Genomic DNA, 18,049 nt, shown 5'->3' with positions numbered 1-18,049 from the left:
CGGCGTCTCCACCGCCTTCATGCGGTGACAAACACCGTGCGCCGGGAGCTTCTTCACGCGGATTCTTTAACCTCTCCTTATCAGCGCTTCTATGAGCTCAGCCACACTGATATTCTCCAGCTCCTCCGCAACCCGGTCCGCTTCGGTTCTTTTCCGGATCGAACCCTCCAGCACGATTTCAATTCTCTGATCCTTGTCTATCAGCACGGATAACACTTCGAGGGAATTCGTAAGCAGTCCGACCACGACCGCGAGCTGCTGCGGAGTAAGCCTGCTTTCTTTTTTCTTCTTGCCATTGCCGTTGCCGTTTTGGCTGCCGTTTTTAGTGCCGTTTCCGTTTCTGCCGCCGAATACACCGCCGTTCCCGCCCGCAGCTCCATTCCCTCTTTTCATGGATCGTCACCATCCGTTTTATACTATAACCGTGCCGGTAACACCTCCACCCTCTCCTTTTCCGAACCCTGCTATAAAGGCAGAGGCAACAATAATCACGATGATAAACGTGACAATACGTTTACCGTCTTCATTGTCCATTTTTTTCACCCTTATCCCTCAAAGCCATTATTGTACAGCATATGTTCCTCCGGCGCAGGCGTTCCAAAATCGGACGGGTCAGGTTTCTGACCGCTTCCCGATAAAGGAGAGGGCCTTCACCTATACGGCCCGGCTGAACGGGAACGGGGGAGGCCCTGCCGACGAATTATCTGGAAGGAATTGAGAAGGCTTTGCTCGGGGAGCTCATGGCATTCGAAAAATACAGGAAAATCTACTTAAACATTCGTCCAGAATACCGCGACTGGATATTTGAAATTATGACGGATGAAATCAAACATGCGGGCTATTACAACTGGCTTTACGCGAAAAACAAATAGCCGCAAAGAAGTATTCCGGTTTATACAAACGCAGTAAAAGAAGCTCAACCGCTGCTGAGCTTCTTTTTTGGCTTTACGGCGAAAGAAGTAATAAAAGTGCACGCATCGGTCATTTTTGTTCATGTTCAGGCGCGGAAATATTCAGTATGGTAAAGTGGACAGGGATAGAGACATAGAACAGCCGACAAAGAAGTAAGCGTTATCAATGAAACATGCAGAGGCCGTATGATGATCAGCGCTCAGTTGAGTCAGCCCGTAACCGGGCCGGATCGCTTGCACGTTAAACGGATGTCCGGCGACGTATCGTTCCTGCTGCTTTTTCTGGTCCCGTTCGTGATTTCAGGGTATTTCTCCTACAAACCGTCTTCCGAAGCCATGGAGTCCAAAATCGTAAAATAACCGCCGGCATCAATGTGGGCGGCTTGAAAGGATAGATAAAGCCTATGACAAGCTTTAAGGTACAGGGCAGCCAATTTCTTTTGAACGATAAACCGCTCCGGATTATCTCCGGAGCTCTTCACTATTTCCGGGTTGTCCCCGAATATTGGCGCGACCGGCTGTTGAAGATGAAAGCCTGCGGCTGCAATACGGTGGAAACCTACGTGGCATGGAACGTTCACGAGCCGGAGGAAGGCAAATTCGAGTTCGACGGGATCGCGGATGTGACCGCGTTTGTGGAGCTTGCCGGGGAGCTGGGCCTCCATGTCATCGTGCGCCCGAGTCCGTATATTTGCGCCGAATGGGAATTCGGCGGCCTGCCCGCCTGGCTTCTCAAGGATGCGGAGATGAAGCTGCGCTGTTCCGATCCGAAATTTCTGGCGAAGGTCGACGCCTATTACGACGTCCTGCTGCCGAAGTTCGTTCCGCTTCTGTGCACGAACGGAGGCCCGATCATTGCCATGCAGGTGGAGAACGAGTATGGCAGCTACGGCAATGACCAAGCGTATTTGCGCTATCTCCGGGATGGCATGATTGCCCGGGGCATCGACGTGCTCCTGTTCACTTCGGACGGGCCGACCGACGAGATGCTGCAGGGCGGAACGCTGCCTGACGTCCTCGCTACGGTGAATTTCGGTTCCAGGCCGGAAGAATCGTTCGCCAAGTTCAGAGAATACCGACCGGATGAGCCGCTGATGTGTATGGAGTTCTGGAACGGCTGGTTCGACCATTGGATGGAAGAACACCACACGCGCGACGGAGAAGACGCCGCCCGGGTTCTGGACGAGATGCTCGGCGCCGGCGCTTCCGTCAATTTTTATATGTTCCACGGCGGAACGAACTTCGGCTTCTACAGCGGAGCGAATCATATTAAGACGTACGAGCCTACGGTGACGAGCTACGACTATGATGCGCCTTTGACGGAGCGAGGGGATTTGACGGCGAAGTACGAAGCGTTCCGTGAAGTCATCTCCAAGCACGAAGGCGAATCAGGCTGCGCGCTGCCCGAACCTCTTCCTATAAGAAGCTACGGAGAGGTGAGAATGACCGGGCGCGCGGATCTGTTTGCGCAGCTGGGCAAGCTGTCGCAGCCGGTCCGGCGGGTAACGCCGGAACCGATGGAGAAGCTGGGCCAGAATTACGGTTTCATTCTGTACTCGGCGTTCGTGACGGGACCGCGCCGGGGCCAGGAGCTGAACATCCAGGAGGTGCGGGACCGCGCCCTAGTGTTCCTGGACGGCAGCTATATCGGCGCCGTCGAGCGGTGGGACGTCCGGCCGCTCAAGCTTGATGTGCCGGCCGGAGGAGCGCGTCTCGATATTCTCGTCGAGAATATGGGGCGCGTCAACTACGGCCCGCTGCTGCGCGACCATAAGGGAATCACGGAAGGCGTGCGGATCGATAACCAGTTCCAGTACGGCTGGGACATTTATCCGCTTCCGCTGGATTCGCTGGACGGGCTTGAGTTCGGGACGGCCGCATGGCCGGATGACGCGGACGCGGAAGCAGGAGCTGGGGCTGCTCGGGTGAAGGCGGCAGATGGGACCGAAGCGGCGGCCGGCTTTGCTTCGGAGTCTGCAAACGCAGCCATGGAAGCCGGTAAAGCCTCAGCTTCTTCGGAGGAAGCGGCAGGTTCAGGCAGCGCGGAAGAGACGGTCGTTTCCAGCGAGGATGACCGGATGCCGGCCATTGCTGCTCATCATGCGGACGCGGCAGGCGAGAGGCCCGCGTTCTACCGGGGCTTCTTCGAAGTGGAGGAGGCGGCCGACACGTTCCTCCGGCTGGAGGGATGGACCAAAGGCGTCGCGTATGTCAACGGCTTCAACCTGGGACGCTACTGGGAACGCGGCCCGCAGAAATCGCTGTATGTGCCGGGGCCATTGCTGCGCAAAGGGACGAACGAGATCGTCCTGTTCGAGCTTCACGGCACGGCACGGCTTTCCGTCCGGCTGGAAGATAAGCCGGATTTGGGGACGGAGGCCGCCGTGGATCAGAGCATCCTGAATTTCACGGGAGAGTAACGGAGGGGCGCGGATGAATAGTCCGCGCTCCGTTTTTAGACGCTTGCATGCCGTTATGCGGTGCATGCGGAGCGATATAGCTTGCACGGAGGCGGCTCGTTTGGACGAGGTTTGGCGGCCGAGCTGCGCGATCTGATGCTGACCGTGCTTAAGCCCTGCAGCCCACTGATGTGGGGATGCAGGTTTTTTTTCGTCAGTGGATGGATTATTTACTGGACGGATGATTTACATAGCAGGTCGTTCCGGACAGTTCTAGGGTAAAGATTGTATTTTTTTTGACGGGCAAAGAGTATGTTCGCCTTCTTGTCCTTTTAACCTGCGGTCAAACCCGGCACTCACTTGGAAACATGAATGACTCCAATATCCATATACTGGAATGAGTAAAATAGAAAGGAGTGGTCATCTATTGCCAGAGAATCAACCCAACCGGCAAATCTTTAGTGATCAATCTGGTTCCGTTATCCCGTGGAGCCAAGTAAAAGGCAGCCAGAAAGTCGAATACTCCGCAACCCGTCGGAGGGGGGTGGACTTAAATGTGAGCGCTGCGGAAACGTTCATCGCCAAAATGAAAAACGTGCCTGTGTTTGCCCAAGTTGGTGGTGAAGTAACCTTCCGCGCGCAAGCGCAAGCACCGCTGGATCTATTCGAAGAGGCCGGATTAGCGGTACGGCTTCAAGCCATCGCCCGTCTTGCTGCGGGAATTGGACTGCGACCGAGGATGTCTATCGGAGAACTTACGGACGCCGTCGGAGGATTGCCCGATATGAAGGGGGCTCCGATGGAGATGTTCCGGCTTCTGCTGGAAGAAATTACGATACAAGGGGAGATGCATGCCCAAGCGGCCGTTGCAATAATGGCCTACGCCAATTTCGTAGCTTCCGGAACTTTTCTGGGGAATGACGGATTCAGCAAGCCCGGGTTCCAGTATATTTTTGAAGCGGGTTACGGCTTTGAGGTGGGCGGCGGGTACCGTGCTTTCGTTGAGGTGAATTTTGATAATCCGCGCAGGCTTATTAATCGTTACGCAGAAGCCGCTATCACCAAAATGATTGCTTCTGCCGGTCAGAGTATATCCCCGGAACAATTCGCTCTGATTCGTTCTCTCGAAGCACCTGTAATCATCGGTGCGCGGCTTGCTTATGAAATCGGTGAGCTGCCAAGAGAACAGGCCGGTGAACGGAGTGTCGCGATCATTATCCTGGAAGGGCAGCGGTGGCTGCTGAAACGATTTCTGGAGACAGGTTCGAACGGCACCGTACAATGGATCGCCAATACTCTGTTAACTTCGTTAAACAAACATATGGAGAGTAAGGTGTCTCCCTATCCATTCAGCGGACCCTTGGAAGTTCAAGTGCCGTCAAACATAGCGAATGACATAAACACTGAATTAGGCCGAAATCCGGGCACCCCGCTTTCCCAAACAGACTTGTTAGCCTACTTAACCGCAAAGCCGCTTCAGGCACTGCTTTCCCAATCGGAAGAGACGCGTCTCATTCTGAACATCTTCCAAACGGCTTTTCCGGGCAATCCGCAAACAAGCGCAGGAGCAATCTTTGCTTACACCGGCAGCAATACGGACCCGGCCGGCCTCTTGGCAGGATTAGCCTCCGGCCTCCAAACCTATGCAGGGCAGCAGTTAAACACACCGGCTTTTAAACAAGCTATTCAGCAAGTCGCTTCGGGCAGCAGGGAAATGGGCGTTATTCTCCAGAACGGTCTGATTCCCGCTCTGGAGATTGCGGCCAGTGTCGGACTTCCCTATGTTATGAATCAAGGCGGTTATGACCGGACATTCGTCCGAGAGGCGCTTTCCTCCGCGCTGCTGGCCGTTGTCGGAAGAGGTCTTGTCCGTATATTTAACGGGATTACCATGCGGATCCAGGGGCAGCTCGGCGAACTGCTCAATGGCGCGGCCAATCAATTGTCCAACCCTGCTGTCGTGCAGCTGCTTGAGCTAACCGGGCCGACTAACCGTTATCTCATCCGACCTTTACAGGCAGGATTCAGAGAGGCGGCTGTACAGGTAGCGGATTTTATACCACAGCAGGCATTCGATCAGATGCTGGTTATTTTTACTCCGATAGATGCCGGGTCTACTGCTTCGTTTGTCGAGAATTTGCGGAAGACGGATTGGACGCCGAGAGCCGGCAATCTGTCGGATGTCGCCAATACATTGCTGGGCATCCTTTTGACTAGAGCAACGACATTTACTTCAAAAATCATCGCAGTCGTGCTCCAGGCTTTCCTTGAAGTTCTTTTGCAGGAGCTTCAGGACCTGATCGATAAATTTGGCCTTATTCTCAACGAAGCCTGGGAAGCCCTCCGAAATTTTATTCGGACCGTACTGACAGAGCCTCTCAGACGTGTTATCCGCGAACTCGTGGGTCAAGTAATAAGCAAATTACCTCCACGCATTCAATCCCTTGTAACGGACGGAGTAGACGCTGCCATCAATAGTTTGCTTCCCGATGCGGTATTAGATCCGATCATGAACGGACTCAGCAAAGTAACCTTAGATCCTAAAAAGGTACTGGATACGATGGCGGGTCAAGGAAACTTCCCCGCTTTCACGGATTATCTGTATCAAGAGATTCTGCAGCAGCTCCAGCGTTCGAATCTAAATCTGAACCTGAGTATTAAAGTGCCGATTAAACTTCCCGGGCCGCTCAGTGGTCCGGCTTTTACGGGAGGAGGGCCGGCAGGATACGGCGGAATCGGCGGCATAGGCGATTTGGGCGGAGGAGTAGGAAACATAGGGGGCTTAGGGGATGCGATAGGAGGGTTGGGCGATGTGGTAGGCGACTTAGGCGGAATCTTAAAAGGGGATGAAAGCCTCGGTGAAGCCCTGGATAAAATTCTGAATAATGCCGGTCTCGGGGATCTCATTCCGATCCCGGGCGGCAATCCGCAAATTCCGCTCGGGATTACCCTGACACCGGAGCACATTGTCCGTGCCATTCGGGAAGCCGTGCCAGTAAGAACTTTGCAGGTACAATACAGGAGTTTGCGTTCGCGAGCGGTCCCCGCTCTTCAAAAAATGCAGCAGGTAGCCGAATTCCAGGCGGCCATCCCGCGTATTGTCGCCGATTTTCAAATTAACCGCTCTTCTGAAAGATCGCTTGGTATCGTTTATACAGATGCTCTGATTTTGCTGAGGCCTCTTACGGGACAGAGAAATCATCCTGTTTTTGAAATTCTTGTGCACTTTTCCGGCTTAAGGGAGCCTACTCCCGGCATAATCGGGACCTATCCTCAAATTTCAGTCGTTCTGGATAATTGTCAACTGCCGCTTGATACCTTTCAAACGATATGGAACGATAACGGAGGGATTCAAGGAAGACCGCCGGGCCTCGTGCTCCGGCGTACGCTTACCTTGCAGGAATTGAGCGGGGGAACGCGTACGATCTACACGGCTGCGACCGCACCTTATTTCGGAAAGGTTGAGGCTGCGAAACAATTTAGAATAATGACAAGTCCGTAGCTCGCAAAATAAAAGGAAACCCTACAAGGATCATAGCTCATCGATAAGCTATGATCCTTGTATTTGGGGCACTTTGCCTTTATGGTGCAGCAATCCGTTTGAGGTTAGTAAACAAGCTGCGGGTTGTCTGAAAAGCGGCTGCTATTCTTACCTGTAAGTTTGCCGGGTTCCCATCTGTTTTAAAAGTTTCCTTTCCGGCTGGCCTAATCGTTTACCGTCCGATCGGATCCGCTATTTCCCGTATGCTCCAGAATCAGCCCGGCCGTCCGGTCCGGATGGGAGATCGGAAACTGGTGCCCGGCGCGGATTTCCGTTACGGGCAGGTGCCGGAAAGCCTGCGGAATGCGGTACTGCCGGTCCAGCTCTCCCCAGACGAGGCTGACTTTGCCCGCGTCCCACTTTCCGGGACTCAGGTCGAACGCTCCGGCATTACCGAGCGCGGTGAATACGTCCGCGTTCGTTTTGCGGACCCGGGACGAGGCTAAATCCCGGAGCACATAGCGCACGTAGTCCTGCGGGATGTCCTCCCCGTCCGCAAAGCTGCCGGATTCCAGCAGCTTCCGGACCAACGACCGCTCTGTCATCCGCTTCATATAGGCCCCGGCGAGCCAGGCGGGTGCAGCCGCATGAGCCGCATGCAGGGCCGGCTGCAGAAGCACCGCTCTGCGGACGTAACCGGGCAGCTGTTCCATGACCTTGGCGGCGATCAGCCCTCCGAAGGAGTGCCCGACCAGTACAACCGGCTGTCCAAGCTCCTTCAGTGCACTCGTGACCGCCTCGACATAACCGGCCACTACATCGCGGCCATGGTGGTAGGGGGATCGTCCGAATCCGGGTAAATCCACGGCATATACAGGATGGCCGGTCAGCCGTGAAGCGGCCGGGAGCAGCGGAAAAGCCCCGCCGAAAGCCCCGTGCAGAAGCACAACGGGGATGCCGGAGCCGTCCGGGCGGGACCATACGGCGAGCTTGCCCAGCCTGCCCGGTTTAAATTCCGCATCCGGAAGTCCCGCATCCCCGTGAGAGAGGCGGTAATCCAGATCGGCGATAGTGTGGGGCAGTATCTTCCTGTTCAGCCCCGCATCCAGCTTGTATTTCCGTTCCACGGCTTGCTTGGAGGCAAGAGGAAAATCGGCATCCGCGATAAAATTTATGGATTCCGCCGGAATGCCGGTTTTCCGGCCCCATTTTGTCCCCAGAGCCTTGATCAGCAAAGGAAGAGGCATCGTGCCGAAGGGGCCCCGGACACGCACTTCTTTGGCGATGCTTCCTGCCAACTCGCGCATATCGGGGCTGCCGGTTTTTTCGTCCAGCAGAAAATACGTGCCGTTCTCCGGCTCTTCTTCCCGGACCAGCGCTGCGATGAATGCGGCGGCATGGTCGGCGTGCACCATGGGCAGCCAGTGCCCGGAACCGCCGGGAGAGAGGGGCATCAGACCGCGCCGGACCGAGTCGACGAGAATGCCGAGGCCTCCCGTCTGCTCCGTGACGCCGGTGACAGAATCTCCGATCACGACACTGGGATTCACGACGGAGAGCGGAATTCCTTCCCGGTACAGCTCGCGGCGGATATACAGGTCTGCGGCCAGCTTTCTGTTCTCGTAAGGAGGCTCGCCGGGATGCCCGACGTGTCCGGGGATATCGGTGTTTTTTTCGTGATAAGGACTCTTAAATCCCACCAGATGAATAAAATGCTTCAGTCCCCGGGTCTTGCGGCCGATACGTTTCGCCAGAGACACCATCTCTTCGCCGGAGCGGAAAAACACGCTCTCGGCTTCCTCTTGCCCCAGCCCGATGTCCATAGGCCCGCCCATATGCAAGAGAATATCCGCCTGTCCGGCAAGCTCCAGTCCGGTATCGTCCAGACCGAGCGAGGGCAGAGACAGGTCACCTTTCACGGGACGGATATAAGCGGAATGCACCAGTCCCTCCTTTTGCAGAATAGAATCGAAGCGGGTTAAAGACCGGACAAGGACGGTAAGCTGATGGGGTTCCCCCGACCCCGGAAGGGATAAAGCCCGGAGAACGTGCCGGCCGATAAAGCCGGTTCCGCCGGTGATAAAAATATGAGCCATGCATAAACACCTCTTTTTCTGAAAATATACTCCTAATCAGTACTAAAAATGATTAAAAAAATTACTTTAGCAGCTGGGCTAAAGCAGGCAGCACTTTGTGCATATAAGTAGTATCAGGGCTGGCATGCTGGAGGAAAAGCGCGCCTTCTATACTGGAAATGATGAGGGCGGCAGCGGAGCCCGGGTCCAAACCGGCTCTGAGCTCTCCGTTTCGGATGCCTTCCGCGAGAAGCTCTTCGAGGTACAAGGTCTGTTCCCGGAAAAAAAGTCCGATCCGCTCCCTCACGAATCCGGCCTCACGGGAGGTCTGTACGTACAGCGTCAGGAACGGGCAGCCTCCGAGGAAATCGTCCTCTCTCCGCATCAGCAAATCGCCGATTGCCGCTATTCTCTGCAGGATAGTCAGTTCGCTTCGGGAACCGGCCTCGCGGATAAGCGCCTCGTACCGTCCGACGAGTCTTTCCGTAATGGCCCCGAGCAGCTCCTCCTTGCTTTTGAAATGATAGTAAATATTCGTTTTGGATACTTTGCTCTCGGCTACAATTTCGTCCATACTGGTAAGGAGAAACCCTTTTGTCAGAAAAAGGTGCTCGGCGGTATTCAGGGCTTTATCCCGGTTGGAAGGTCGTTTAGTCGTTTTCATATTACTACTATATAGTACTAAAAACGGTTTCGTCAACCTTTACTTTCGGAAAGAAGGGGAAAAGATGAGTCTTGCGGGAGCGCTGGGCTACCGCCCGGACGAAAAACTGCTTATCGTCAACGCGGACGATTACGGCATGTGTCATGCCGCGAATGAAGGCATCGCGCAGCTCCTGTCCGAGGGCGCGGTCTCTTCGGCGACCGTCATGATGCCGTGCGGCTGGGCGAAAGAAGCCGCGGAATGGGCGGCGGCCCATCCCCAGACGGATGTGGGGGTCCACCTGACGTTTACGAGCGAATGGACGCCGTACAAATGGGGGCCGGTTACCCGGCATGGAAGCGTCGCGTCACTCGTTACGCAGGAAGGTTTCTTCCCTGCGGATTGCGCGGCATTCGAGCGGAGAGCCCACCCCGAAGAGGTGCGGACGGAGATCGTGAGCCAGATCGAGTTGGCCATGCGGATGGGCATTATGCCGACTCATCTGGACAATCACATGGGCAGCTTGTACGGCCTCGCCACCGGACGTGATTTTCTCGGCATCGTGTTTGACATCTGCGCGTCCTACGGGCTTCCTTTCCGCATTCCCCGTTATGTGGACATGGGGCTGGAGGTGCCGGCCGAAGCGGCCAAGATGGCCGGGCTGCGCGCGGCACAGGCCGATGCCAAAGGCGTGGTGATTCTGGATTATTTGCTGGGCCTACCTTTTCATACGGAAAAAGGGGAGACCTACGAGAGCTTCCGGGGAAGCGTCACGCGGCTTCTGAAGGCACTGAAGCCCGGGGTCTCGGAACTCATTCTTCACCCGGCTTTGCCCGCCGAGGAACTAAAGGCGATCAACCCTCATTGGCAAAAGCGCGAGTGGGAACTCCGCATTTTCCGCGATCCGGAGATAAAAGAGCTGGTTGCCGCCGAAGGAATCCGGCTCATCGGCTGGTCGGAGCTTCAAAGTTTGCAGAGAGCGGCCCATTAAAAATACCCCCTGAGAGGTCGCCTTCCTGAAGATGAGGGCATGTGCGATCACCTCTTTTGCTTGTTTGCCTTATGCGGTAAACGGCGGCGTGTCGCGGTCTTTCGCCCCCGGCATCCGCGGGAGTGCTTTCCCAGAATCGTGACGAACTGCAAAATGATCGGCACGCCTTTTTCCGGAACTTCAGGCGAGCGGAGTTTCAATTTCCCCCGGCTTACCCGGTAGACGCTGGACGGCTGGAGGACCGCGTTTACGAACAGGTTAGTATAGGACACGGTGCGGGGATCCGGAATTCGTACCCGGCCGTAGGAGAGATCCTGATCGCAATTTCTGTATATGCGCCGAATTCCATCGGAAAACGTGACAAAAACGGCCGTTTTTGCCTGAAGGACGCGCAGGGATCCCGAATGCTCCGTTTTACGGATTCGTTTCTTCCGTCTAAGCGGCACTACACCGGCCTCCTTCCTAAGCGGAAAAACTTTTCTTCCTGTTTATATATGCAAAAGAGAGGCCCGCCGTAAACCGGGCGTCTGCCGGGTCCCGAGCCGTCGACGTGCATCGGCCGGACTTTTACAGCGTTAATAAGAATGCCGGTAAGCTTATTCAAGCGCCGGAAGGAGGGATTCCTATGAAAGCGGGATGGGCCGCGCTCCTCATTCTCCTTTTGATGGCAGCATGTAAAGACAGCGGGGAAGTTGATGTTCCCCGGGAGCACAGTTTGGCCAAAAGTTATCTGGAGGATAAAGGCTACCGCATTTTGTCTTACGAGGGCGAAGTCCAAAGCTATGAACTGACGAAGGATGTGCTTAGTCAATTGCCCGGGATGATGTACTGGGGCCTTCAGTCCGTAGACCCTGATCGGTATTTGGGCAAAACGATCCGGGTCCAAAAGTTTGTCGTCAAAGGCCATCCGCTTTCCAAAGGAAAGGTCGACGTTTATGTGTACGAAAATGAGGGGGAGCCGTTCGGCGGGACCTCGTTTCCTCAGGATCAATACGGTGCGGTCGGCGGCTACTGGTCGCTGGACGGTAAAACGCTGCAAGAAGTCCATTCCGTTTCTTATCCGGATTGGAGCGAAGCGTGGCGGGAGAAATACGGCAATTAAAAGGGGGCGGAAAATTGGACGCGTCATTTCTGGAACGCGATACCGTTACGGTAGCGAAAGAACTGCTCGGATGCGAGCTTGTCCGGCAGACGGAGGCAGGCCTGATCCGCGTCGCGATTACGGAAACGGAAGCCTACAGAGGCTCCGATGATCCGGCCAGCCATGCCAGCCGGGCCGTCACCCCGCGCAACCGGCTTATGTTCGGCGAGGTAGGCCGTCTGTATGTGTACCTCATTTACGGGATGCACCTGTGCATCAACGTCGTCGCCCATGAGCCGGGCGGAGTGGGCGCGGTGCTGCTGCGTGCGGCCAGGCCCCTGGAGGGGCTGGAGCTGATCCGCGGCAACCGCGGGGGCGCCCCCGACCGGAACCTGCTGAACGGTCCCGGCAAGCTGGCCCAAGGGCTCGGGATCACACGCGACCTGAACGGCTGCGATCTGCTTGCGGTTCCGCAGGAGGGACTGGCGCTGGAGCGTGGGGCCCTTCCTGGGGGCCCGATTCTCGTCACGCCGCGGATCGGCATCACCAAAGCGGTGGACTATCCGTGGCGTTTTGTCGCGGAGTGAGGCATCCGGCCAAGGGCCGGAGAGGGGACGGGGGAATCGCGTCTGCTCCGCACCGGATCGTCACGGCAAACTTCTTTTCTACCCGGCAAGCATCCTCACCCGGAGCACGCCGATATATAAACAGCCCGCCTCGGACAAGCACAGGCGGGCTGTTTTTTTGTAGGGAACAGAACAGGTACAGCCCTTTAAAAACTAGGAAAACCGGCGAAATTTGACTTTCGGTTCCCCGGCATTTAACATTTAGATAAGTGAAATGTTCTGTGTTTAAATATTTCACTATGAAACCAAATATCCGAGTCCATATCCGAGCTTGCGAGTGCGAATGTGAATGTCTCCCGTTCCTTTTTGTCCCCCTCATTTGCGCGGGGGAACGCTTAATTCGAAAGGAAGAAGTGTTATGCCGGTAGAACCGCGTATTGCCATGATGCTTAAACAGATGAATTCGTATCCGATGCCGTCTTTGGAGGACTTGAAGCCGGAGGACCTCCGCAAAGGCACGGGAAATGCCGCCTTCACCTTCGGGGTGGAGGAGGTCAAGCGGGTAGAGGACCGGAAGCTTCCGCTGAAGGGGCGGGATATTCCCGTCCGGATTTATACGCCTGAAGGTCAGGGTCCCTGGCCGGTGTTCGTCTTTTTTCATGGTGGCGGCTTTGTAGTCGGGGACCTGGAATCGCATGACTCCATCTGCCGGAACTTGGCGAACTCGGTTCATGCCCGGGTCATTTCCGTGGATTACCGCCTTGCACCGGAAAACAAGTTTCCGGCCGCGGTGGACGACGCTTACGAGGCATTTCAGTGGATCGCTTCCCACCCGGAAGAGTTCGACATCGATCCTGCGCGAATTGCCGTCGGCGGCGACAGCGCGGGAGGAACGCTTGCGGCCGTAACCTGCATCAAGGCGAAGGAAGCGGGCGGCCCGGAAATCGTCTACCAGCTGCTTTGTTATCCGGCCGCAGGCTTCCTCGAAGAGGACCCGGCTTCACTGCGCGAGAACAAGGAAGGTTACCTGCTGACGGCGGGGATGATGGAATGGTTTTCGAAGCAGTATTTGAACACGGAGGAAGAACTTAAGAATCCGTATGCATACCCTATTCACTATAAAGATCTTAGCGGACTGCCGCCCGCGATGATTGTAACCGCCGAGTACGACCCGCTGCGGGACAGCGGCAAGGCTTATGCGGACAAGCTGGTTCAGGCGGGAGTCGAAGTGGTGTACAAGAATTACGAAACCCTGATTCACGGTTTTGCCAACTTTCATAAGTTCGTCCCTGCCGCACAGGAAGCGCTGGATGAAATGGCCTCGCAGCTGCGGCTTGCCCTGGGCACGGATATCCGATAGCAAGCTAAGAAGTCGTAGATAAGAAGACAGCAAGCAAAAGCATCCCGGTAAAGCCCGGGAAAGTCTGATAAAGTCTGATAAAGTCCGGCCGGTTCGTTCCCCATTCCCTTTCGAGAGAGCGGACAACTCTCTTTAAACCCTATCTGGAGGCGGTATAACATGAATACGCTCTTTTCGCCCGACTTTTTGAGAAATCCTTATCCTTTGTACGCTCAGCTTCGTCAAAATCAGCCGGTTATGTTTATGGAACCGCTTGGGATCTGGTCGGTTTTCGACTATGAACACGTCAAGCAAGTGCTGTTCGACCATGCCCGGTTTTCTTCCGAGCATCCCCCGAAGTTTGAGGAAGGTACGGAGCAGGAGAGCCGGGAAGGCGGATTCAGCCTCATTACGATGGACCCTCCCCGGCATACTCAGCTGCGGACCCTGGTGAGCAAGGCGTTTACGCCTAAGGCGGTCGCCGCGCTGGAATCGCGTATTGCCGCGATTACCCATGAGCTGCTCGATGAGGTATCGGAAACGGGCCGCATCGATCTGATCCGAGATTTCTCGTACCCGCTGCCCGTCATTGTCATTGCGGAAATGCTCGGTATCCCGAGCGAGGACCGCGAGCAGTTCAAGCACTGGTCGGATGAGGTTGTGGCGTCGGCAGACTCCGTCGTCGGAGCGACTAACAGCGAATCCCAGAAAGCGCATGAGGAAATGAACGCTTATTTCCGCAAAATCATCGCCCTCCGGCGCGAGGAACCCCGGGACGATCTGATCAGCGCGCTGCTTGCCGCCGAAGAGTCCAACACGCATTTGTCCGAAGGAGATATTCTCTCCTTCTGCGCGCTTCTGCTGGTGGCCGGCAACGAAACGACGACGAACCTGATCGGCAACGCCGTGCTGTCGCTGCTGGAACACCCTGAGCAGCTGGCGAAACTGCGCACGCAGCCGGAACTGCTGCCGTCCGCTATCGAGGAAGTGCTCCGCTTCCGGTCGCCGCTGCAGGCTATGTTCCGTACCGCTGCGCGGGACGTGGAGATCGGCGGGCAGGTGATCCCGGCCGGCAGCCGTGTCGTGGCCTGGATGGGCTCGGCGAACCGCGACGCCGGCAAATTCGCCGATGCCGACAAGTTCGATATCGCGCGCGAATCGAACCCGCACATCGCCTTCGGCCACGGCATGCACTTCTGCCTCGGCGCTCCGCTGGCCCGCCTGGAAGCGCGTGTAGCGCTTCAGGCTATTCTGGAGCGCCTGCCGGATCCGGCACGGGCGGACCAGGAGCCGCTGACGCCCGCCCGCGGGTTTATCGTCCACGGCGTGAGCAGCCTGCCGCTCACGTTTACGCCGACGAAGCGGCTCGGCTAGCACGGCTGGGAGGGCTCATCGCAGCTGGCCGCAAGACCGGGCCGGCCGGGATGCGGAGGCTTGGTACCGTCTCGCTCGGCCGGCAAACGCAGCGGCCAAACCATGCAAAAAAAGCCCAGACCGTGAGGTCTCGGCTTTTTTTGCTGATTTAATGAAACGGGACGGTGTTAACCCAGAGCGTTATGGTTATGGTTTGTAAGCACAGGAAGCATCTTGACTTGCTTAACCATTTCGGATTTGCAAATCGGACAGAGAGGGACTTGATTAAACGAGAAATTTTCCCGCATCCAGCATACGCAGCTTTCTTGGCTGCACGCCCAAACGGTGATCTCTTCTTCTGGAACAGGTTCCATGTTCTTTTTGGAATAATGCATAGTGACCCTCCTTCAGATAGTCGGCCTTCTCTATAGTCTACGCAAGACCGTATAGGTTATAGAAGTTCATGAAAAAGAACTGCCTAATCCTAGGAAAGGCAGTTCCTTCTATAAGTTTGTGTAGTTGCTTACAGTTTTACAACGTTCTCGGCTTGTGGACCACGGTTGCCTTGAGCGATGTCGAATTGGACGCGTTGGCCTTCGTCAAGGGACTTGAAGCCATCGCCTTGGATCGCGGAGAAATGGACGAAAACGTCTTTGCCGCCTTCAATTTCAATGAAGCCGAAGCCTTTCTCAGCGTTAAACCACTTAACTGTTCCTGTTTCCATGCTTGTAAAACCTCCCGGAAATTTAAAGATTTTTACCCATATCCTTTTAGGAAAAAAGTTCACACATTACAAAGTGCACCCATTCCGTGATATCCTTTGTAATATGTGAACTAAGAACTAAAAATATACGTATAACTCATTTTACCATATATTTTCCGCTATAGCAACTTTAGGGGCGCCCAAATCCTGGATTTCAAACCTGATATTTGGCGGTTTACGGCTTATTGGCGCGGGTTTTCCTGTCGGGAAATCCGCGCTTTTGTGCTGGGAAAATAGACGCCGACTATTCCAAGTAAAAACAGCGGCTCGCTGAACTCGGGCCTCGCTCTAAACTGAATCCGGACGGCTCCTATGGAGATTACTACCGCCAATAATCGGCTGTTGGAAAGATTCTTTTCCGAAAGGTACCAGCAAGGGTGTCTTTTTTTGTCCGGAATCTATATAATCAGAAAAGGCACAATTTGGATGGCGTGGAAGTTCGCATCCCGCGGAACATAAGGGTTTATCTTTCAATCGTAACGGGTATTAAAAATTATGAATTTCCAATTATAAGGGAGAAAAGGTCAAGCCTGACACAAGTTTAGCGGATCTTTGCCGCTGCTTTTTCGTAGGAGAGAGACCTAAGCAGATTGGACGAGTCGGAGAGTGTAGAGAGAATGAGATAGAGAAACGAACCGGGACCAGAGTCAGACAGAACGATTGTCTCACGATATAGAAGACGGCGCGGACTGTTCTTACAACGCTGTTCAGACGCCGTAGGCACAACCGGATGGGGGCACGGTCTCTTTGGAACGTGCTTCTTTCTTTTCCGCCGTAAAACGTTTCTGCCCCTCCTGACTTGACCTTTTCTCCCCGTCCTGAGATGAAATGGAGGGAATGTGTATGAAGAATAAAGCAGGTTTGACGCTTCTGTTGTCGGCGAGTTTGCTCGTACTTTCCACCGTTCCCGCGGGTGCGATCCAGGAGAGAGCGGACAAGCCGGTTCTGACTTTTCCGGTAATCAGCGATGTGCATGTCGACGCCTCCAAGAAAGAGTCCCAGCGTAAATTTACGGAAGCTCTGGAAGACCTTAACCGGGTTAATCCGAGCGCCGATGCTCTGGTAATCAACGGGGATTTGACCGGCGGTTCCGCCCGCGATTATACGCGGCTTAAGGAACTGATGAAAAGCGCCCCGCACCCCGCAAAAACATTTGCAACCATCGGCAACCATGAATTTTATTCCGCCTGGCTGAACGCCAAAGGAAACTGGAGTCCGAACAGCTTCCCCAATAAAGAAACCGAAGCGGCATCCATCGGCAGGTTTTTATCTTATACCGGAGAGAAGAAAGTTTACTATGAAGAGGAAGTCAAGGGTTACCCGTTTATATTCCTGGGCTCGGAGCAGTATCGCCAGACCAATCCCGATAATATGGAGGACGCTTACCTTTCCAAGGAGCAGCTGAACTGGCTGGAGCAGTCGCTCGCTAAGCACGGCCAGGAGTCGGGGAAGCCGATTTTCGTCTTCCTGCATCAGCCGCTTCCCGGAACGGTAGCCGGGACGTCGGTAGCTTCCAACAAGCGTCCGGTCGTCCAGCATGAGGAGTTGAAAAGCATTTTGTCGAAGTATCCGCAGGTGATCTTTTTCAGCGGACACACGCACTGGGAGCTTCGCCAACCCAACACCCTCGTGAAGGACAAGTTTACGATGGTCAATTCCTCTTCCGTGGAACGTCCGTGGACTTCAGACGGCCAAGGCGGGGAGAAGCTTAAGGACGCCAAGGAGAGCGAAGGCTTATATGTAGAAGTGTACGAAGACAGAGTATCGATTCAAGGCCGGGATTTCTACGCCAAGAAGTGGATTCCGGAGGTTCGATATAAAATACCCGTACGGAATTAGTGTAAAAGACAACCGGAATTTTTCCGGTTTGTATCGGCATCGGCCTAACCGGCCGGTGCCGTTTTTATTTTTTGCGTGAGTTTGCGGTATAATGAAGGGGTTAGGAACTAGATGAATTTGGCAGGGGAGTTTTACAGGAATGGGATATGTGTATCTGGCCATTGCCATTATCGGGGAAATTTTTGCGACCAGCCTGCTGAAATCTTCAGAAGGCTTTACAAAATGGCTTCCGAGCGCGGGTGTCATTCTCGGCTACGGAACGGCGTTTTATTGCTTGTCCCTGGCGCTCAAAACATTGCCGCTGGGCCTCAGCTACGCGATATGGTCGGGAGTGGGAACCGCTTTTACCGCCATCCTCGGTTTTCTGGTCTGGAGAGAGAAACTGAGCGTGGCCGGTGTGATCGGAATTATTCTCATCATTGCCGGTGTGGCGCTGCTGAACTTGACTAACAAGGGGCACGCCTGAACCGGGCGGTTCATCTATGAATTACGAAAGTATGGAAACGGGAAGCCTTTACGGCTTTCCGTTTTTTCGTGTCTGTGGGCCGTCTGCGGCTGAAAATTTTATCCAAATTTAAGAAATGGAACTTATTGCGGAGGAGGCGTGT

At 54.8% G+C, this 18,049-nt stretch carries 17 protein-coding genes; 10 read left to right on the top strand and 7 right to left on the bottom strand.

Features of this window, described 5'->3' with window-relative positions; all coding sequences use genetic code 11:
- Nucleotides 1-66 precede the first annotated feature (66 nt).
- Together AC58P5_RS23985 and AC58P5_RS23980 are read right to left on the bottom strand one after the other, a co-directional pair.
- A complete protein-coding gene (locus AC58P5_RS23985; RefSeq protein WP_497391097.1) occupies nt 67-393 on the bottom strand; it encodes a hypothetical protein in 327 nt (108 codons plus the stop codon).
- Nucleotides 394-411: 18 nt separating this feature from the next.
- Nucleotides 412-543 carry a hypothetical protein gene (locus AC58P5_RS23980; RefSeq protein ID WP_497391095.1) on the bottom strand — a complete coding sequence of 44 codons (132 nt, stop codon included), beginning with the start codon at nt 541-543 and terminating at the stop codon, nt 412-414.
- Nucleotides 544-1,097: 554 nt separating this feature from the next.
- On the opposite strand from AC58P5_RS23980, the gene AC58P5_RS23975 reads away from it, so the two are divergent.
- The 3 genes from AC58P5_RS23975 (at nt 1,098) to AC58P5_RS23965 (ending at nt 6,812) form a co-directional block, all read left to right on the top strand.
- Nucleotides 1,098-1,271, top strand: a complete 174-nt coding sequence (locus AC58P5_RS23975) for a hypothetical protein (protein ID WP_497391093.1) — start codon at nt 1,098-1,100, stop codon at nt 1,269-1,271.
- A 44-nt stretch (nt 1,272-1,315) separates the two neighbouring features.
- Nucleotides 1,316-3,331 carry a glycoside hydrolase family 35 protein gene (locus tag AC58P5_RS23970; RefSeq protein WP_497391091.1) on the top strand — a complete coding sequence of 672 codons (2,016 nt, stop codon included), beginning with the start codon at nt 1,316-1,318 and terminating at the stop codon, nt 3,329-3,331.
- A gap of 535 nt (nt 3,332-3,866) precedes the next feature.
- A complete protein-coding gene (locus tag AC58P5_RS23965; protein ID WP_497391089.1) occupies nt 3,867-6,812 on the top strand; it encodes a hypothetical protein in 2,946 nt (981 codons plus the stop codon).
- Nucleotides 6,813-7,015: 203 nt separating this feature from the next.
- Here the strand turns inward: AC58P5_RS23965 and AC58P5_RS23960 are convergent, their stop codons facing one another.
- Complete coding sequence (locus AC58P5_RS23960; protein WP_497391087.1) at nt 7,016-8,887, bottom strand: alpha/beta fold hydrolase; 1,872 nt, start codon at nt 8,885-8,887, stop codon at nt 7,016-7,018.
- Between the two features lie 61 nt (nt 8,888-8,948).
- Nucleotides 8,949-9,530 carry a TetR/AcrR family transcriptional regulator gene (locus tag AC58P5_RS23955; RefSeq protein WP_497391085.1) on the bottom strand — a complete coding sequence of 194 codons (582 nt, stop codon included), beginning with the start codon at nt 9,528-9,530 and terminating at the stop codon, nt 8,949-8,951.
- 64 nt (nt 9,531-9,594) lie between these two features.
- Here AC58P5_RS23955 and AC58P5_RS23950 point away from each other — a divergent pair, with 64 nt between their 5' ends.
- Entirely contained in the window at nt 9,595-10,500 is a 906-nt protein-coding gene (locus AC58P5_RS23950) for a polysaccharide deacetylase family protein (RefSeq protein ID WP_497391083.1), read from the top strand.
- Between the two features lie 47 nt (nt 10,501-10,547).
- Here AC58P5_RS23950 and AC58P5_RS23945 read toward each other — a convergent pair whose 3' ends face one another.
- Entirely contained in the window at nt 10,548-10,946 is a 399-nt protein-coding gene (locus AC58P5_RS23945; RefSeq protein ID WP_497391081.1) for a DUF4183 domain-containing protein, read from the bottom strand.
- A 179-nt stretch (nt 10,947-11,125) separates the two neighbouring features.
- On the opposite strand from AC58P5_RS23945, the gene AC58P5_RS23940 reads away from it, so the two are divergent.
- From AC58P5_RS23940 to AC58P5_RS23925, 4 genes are all read left to right on the top strand, one after another.
- Nucleotides 11,126-11,602, top strand: a complete 477-nt coding sequence (locus tag AC58P5_RS23940) for a hypothetical protein (RefSeq protein WP_497391079.1) — start codon at nt 11,126-11,128, stop codon at nt 11,600-11,602.
- Nucleotides 11,603-11,616: 14 nt separating this feature from the next.
- Entirely contained in the window at nt 11,617-12,168 is a 552-nt protein-coding gene (locus tag AC58P5_RS23935) for a DNA-3-methyladenine glycosylase (RefSeq protein WP_497391077.1), read from the top strand.
- Nucleotides 12,169-12,565: 397 nt separating this feature from the next.
- Nucleotides 12,566-13,507, top strand: coding sequence for a LipP1 family hormone-sensitive lipase (gene lipP1 / locus AC58P5_RS23930; RefSeq protein WP_497391075.1), 942 nt, complete (start codon nt 12,566-12,568; stop codon nt 13,505-13,507).
- A gap of 159 nt (nt 13,508-13,666) precedes the next feature.
- Nucleotides 13,667-14,860: a cytochrome P450 gene (locus AC58P5_RS23925; RefSeq protein WP_497391073.1), complete on the top strand. Its 1,194-nt coding sequence runs from the start codon at nt 13,667-13,669 to the stop codon at nt 14,858-14,860.
- Between the two features lie 167 nt (nt 14,861-15,027).
- Here the strand turns inward: AC58P5_RS23925 and AC58P5_RS23920 are convergent, their stop codons facing one another.
- Together AC58P5_RS23920 and AC58P5_RS23915 are read right to left on the bottom strand one after the other, a co-directional pair.
- Nucleotides 15,028-15,234, bottom strand: coding sequence for a cold-shock protein (locus AC58P5_RS23920; protein ID WP_009674668.1), 207 nt, complete (start codon nt 15,232-15,234; stop codon nt 15,028-15,030).
- Between the two features lie 128 nt (nt 15,235-15,362).
- On the bottom strand, nt 15,363-15,563 hold the full coding sequence (locus tag AC58P5_RS23915) for a cold-shock protein (protein WP_372009506.1): 201 nt from the start codon (nt 15,561-15,563) through the stop codon (nt 15,363-15,365).
- Nucleotides 15,564-16,445: 882 nt separating this feature from the next.
- On the opposite strand from AC58P5_RS23915, the gene AC58P5_RS23910 reads away from it, so the two are divergent.
- A complete protein-coding gene (locus AC58P5_RS23910) occupies nt 16,446-17,441 on the top strand; it encodes a metallophosphoesterase family protein (protein ID WP_497391070.1) in 996 nt (331 codons plus the stop codon).
- A gap of 139 nt (nt 17,442-17,580) precedes the next feature.
- The gene (locus AC58P5_RS23905; RefSeq protein ID WP_217560384.1) at nt 17,581-17,907 is read left to right on the top strand and encodes a DMT family transporter; all 327 of its coding nucleotides are present in this window, start codon (nt 17,581-17,583) and stop codon (nt 17,905-17,907) included.
- Nucleotides 17,908-18,049 lie beyond the last annotated feature (142 nt).

Source organism: Paenibacillus sp. JT31N7, assembly GCF_059692095.1.
Note: the sequence above shows the minus strand (reverse complement) of the source record. Positions and strands in the feature narration are given on the sequence as shown.

Coding starts and splice junctions, on each gene's coding strand:
- lipP1 (WP_497391075.1), top strand. CDS start 12,566: ATGCCGGTAGAACCGCGTATTGCCATGATGCTTAAACAGATGAATTCG.
- AC58P5_RS23905 (WP_217560384.1), top strand. CDS start 17,581: ATGGGATATGTGTATCTGGCCATTGCCATTATCGGGGAAATTTTTGCG.
- AC58P5_RS23985 (WP_497391097.1), bottom strand. CDS start 393: ATGAAAAGAGGGAATGGAGCTGCGGGCGGGAACGGCGGTGTATTCGGC.
- AC58P5_RS23940 (WP_497391079.1), top strand. CDS start 11,126: ATGAAAGCGGGATGGGCCGCGCTCCTCATTCTCCTTTTGATGGCAGCA.
- AC58P5_RS23915 (WP_372009506.1), bottom strand. CDS start 15,563: ATGGAAACAGGAACAGTTAAGTGGTTTAACGCTGAGAAAGGCTTCGGC.
- AC58P5_RS23950 (WP_497391083.1), top strand. CDS start 9,595: ATGAGTCTTGCGGGAGCGCTGGGCTACCGCCCGGACGAAAAACTGCTT.
- AC58P5_RS23970 (WP_497391091.1), top strand. CDS start 1,316: ATGACAAGCTTTAAGGTACAGGGCAGCCAATTTCTTTTGAACGATAAA.
- AC58P5_RS23920 (WP_009674668.1), bottom strand. CDS start 15,234: ATGCATTATTCCAAAAAGAACATGGAACCTGTTCCAGAAGAAGAGATC.
- AC58P5_RS23960 (WP_497391087.1), bottom strand. CDS start 8,887: ATGGCTCATATTTTTATCACCGGCGGAACCGGCTTTATCGGCCGGCAC.
- AC58P5_RS23955 (WP_497391085.1), bottom strand. CDS start 9,530: ATGAAAACGACTAAACGACCTTCCAACCGGGATAAAGCCCTGAATACC.
- AC58P5_RS23975 (WP_497391093.1), top strand. CDS start 1,098: ATGATGATCAGCGCTCAGTTGAGTCAGCCCGTAACCGGGCCGGATCGC.
- AC58P5_RS23925 (WP_497391073.1), top strand. CDS start 13,667: ATGAATACGCTCTTTTCGCCCGACTTTTTGAGAAATCCTTATCCTTTG.
- AC58P5_RS23910 (WP_497391070.1), top strand. CDS start 16,446: ATGAAGAATAAAGCAGGTTTGACGCTTCTGTTGTCGGCGAGTTTGCTC.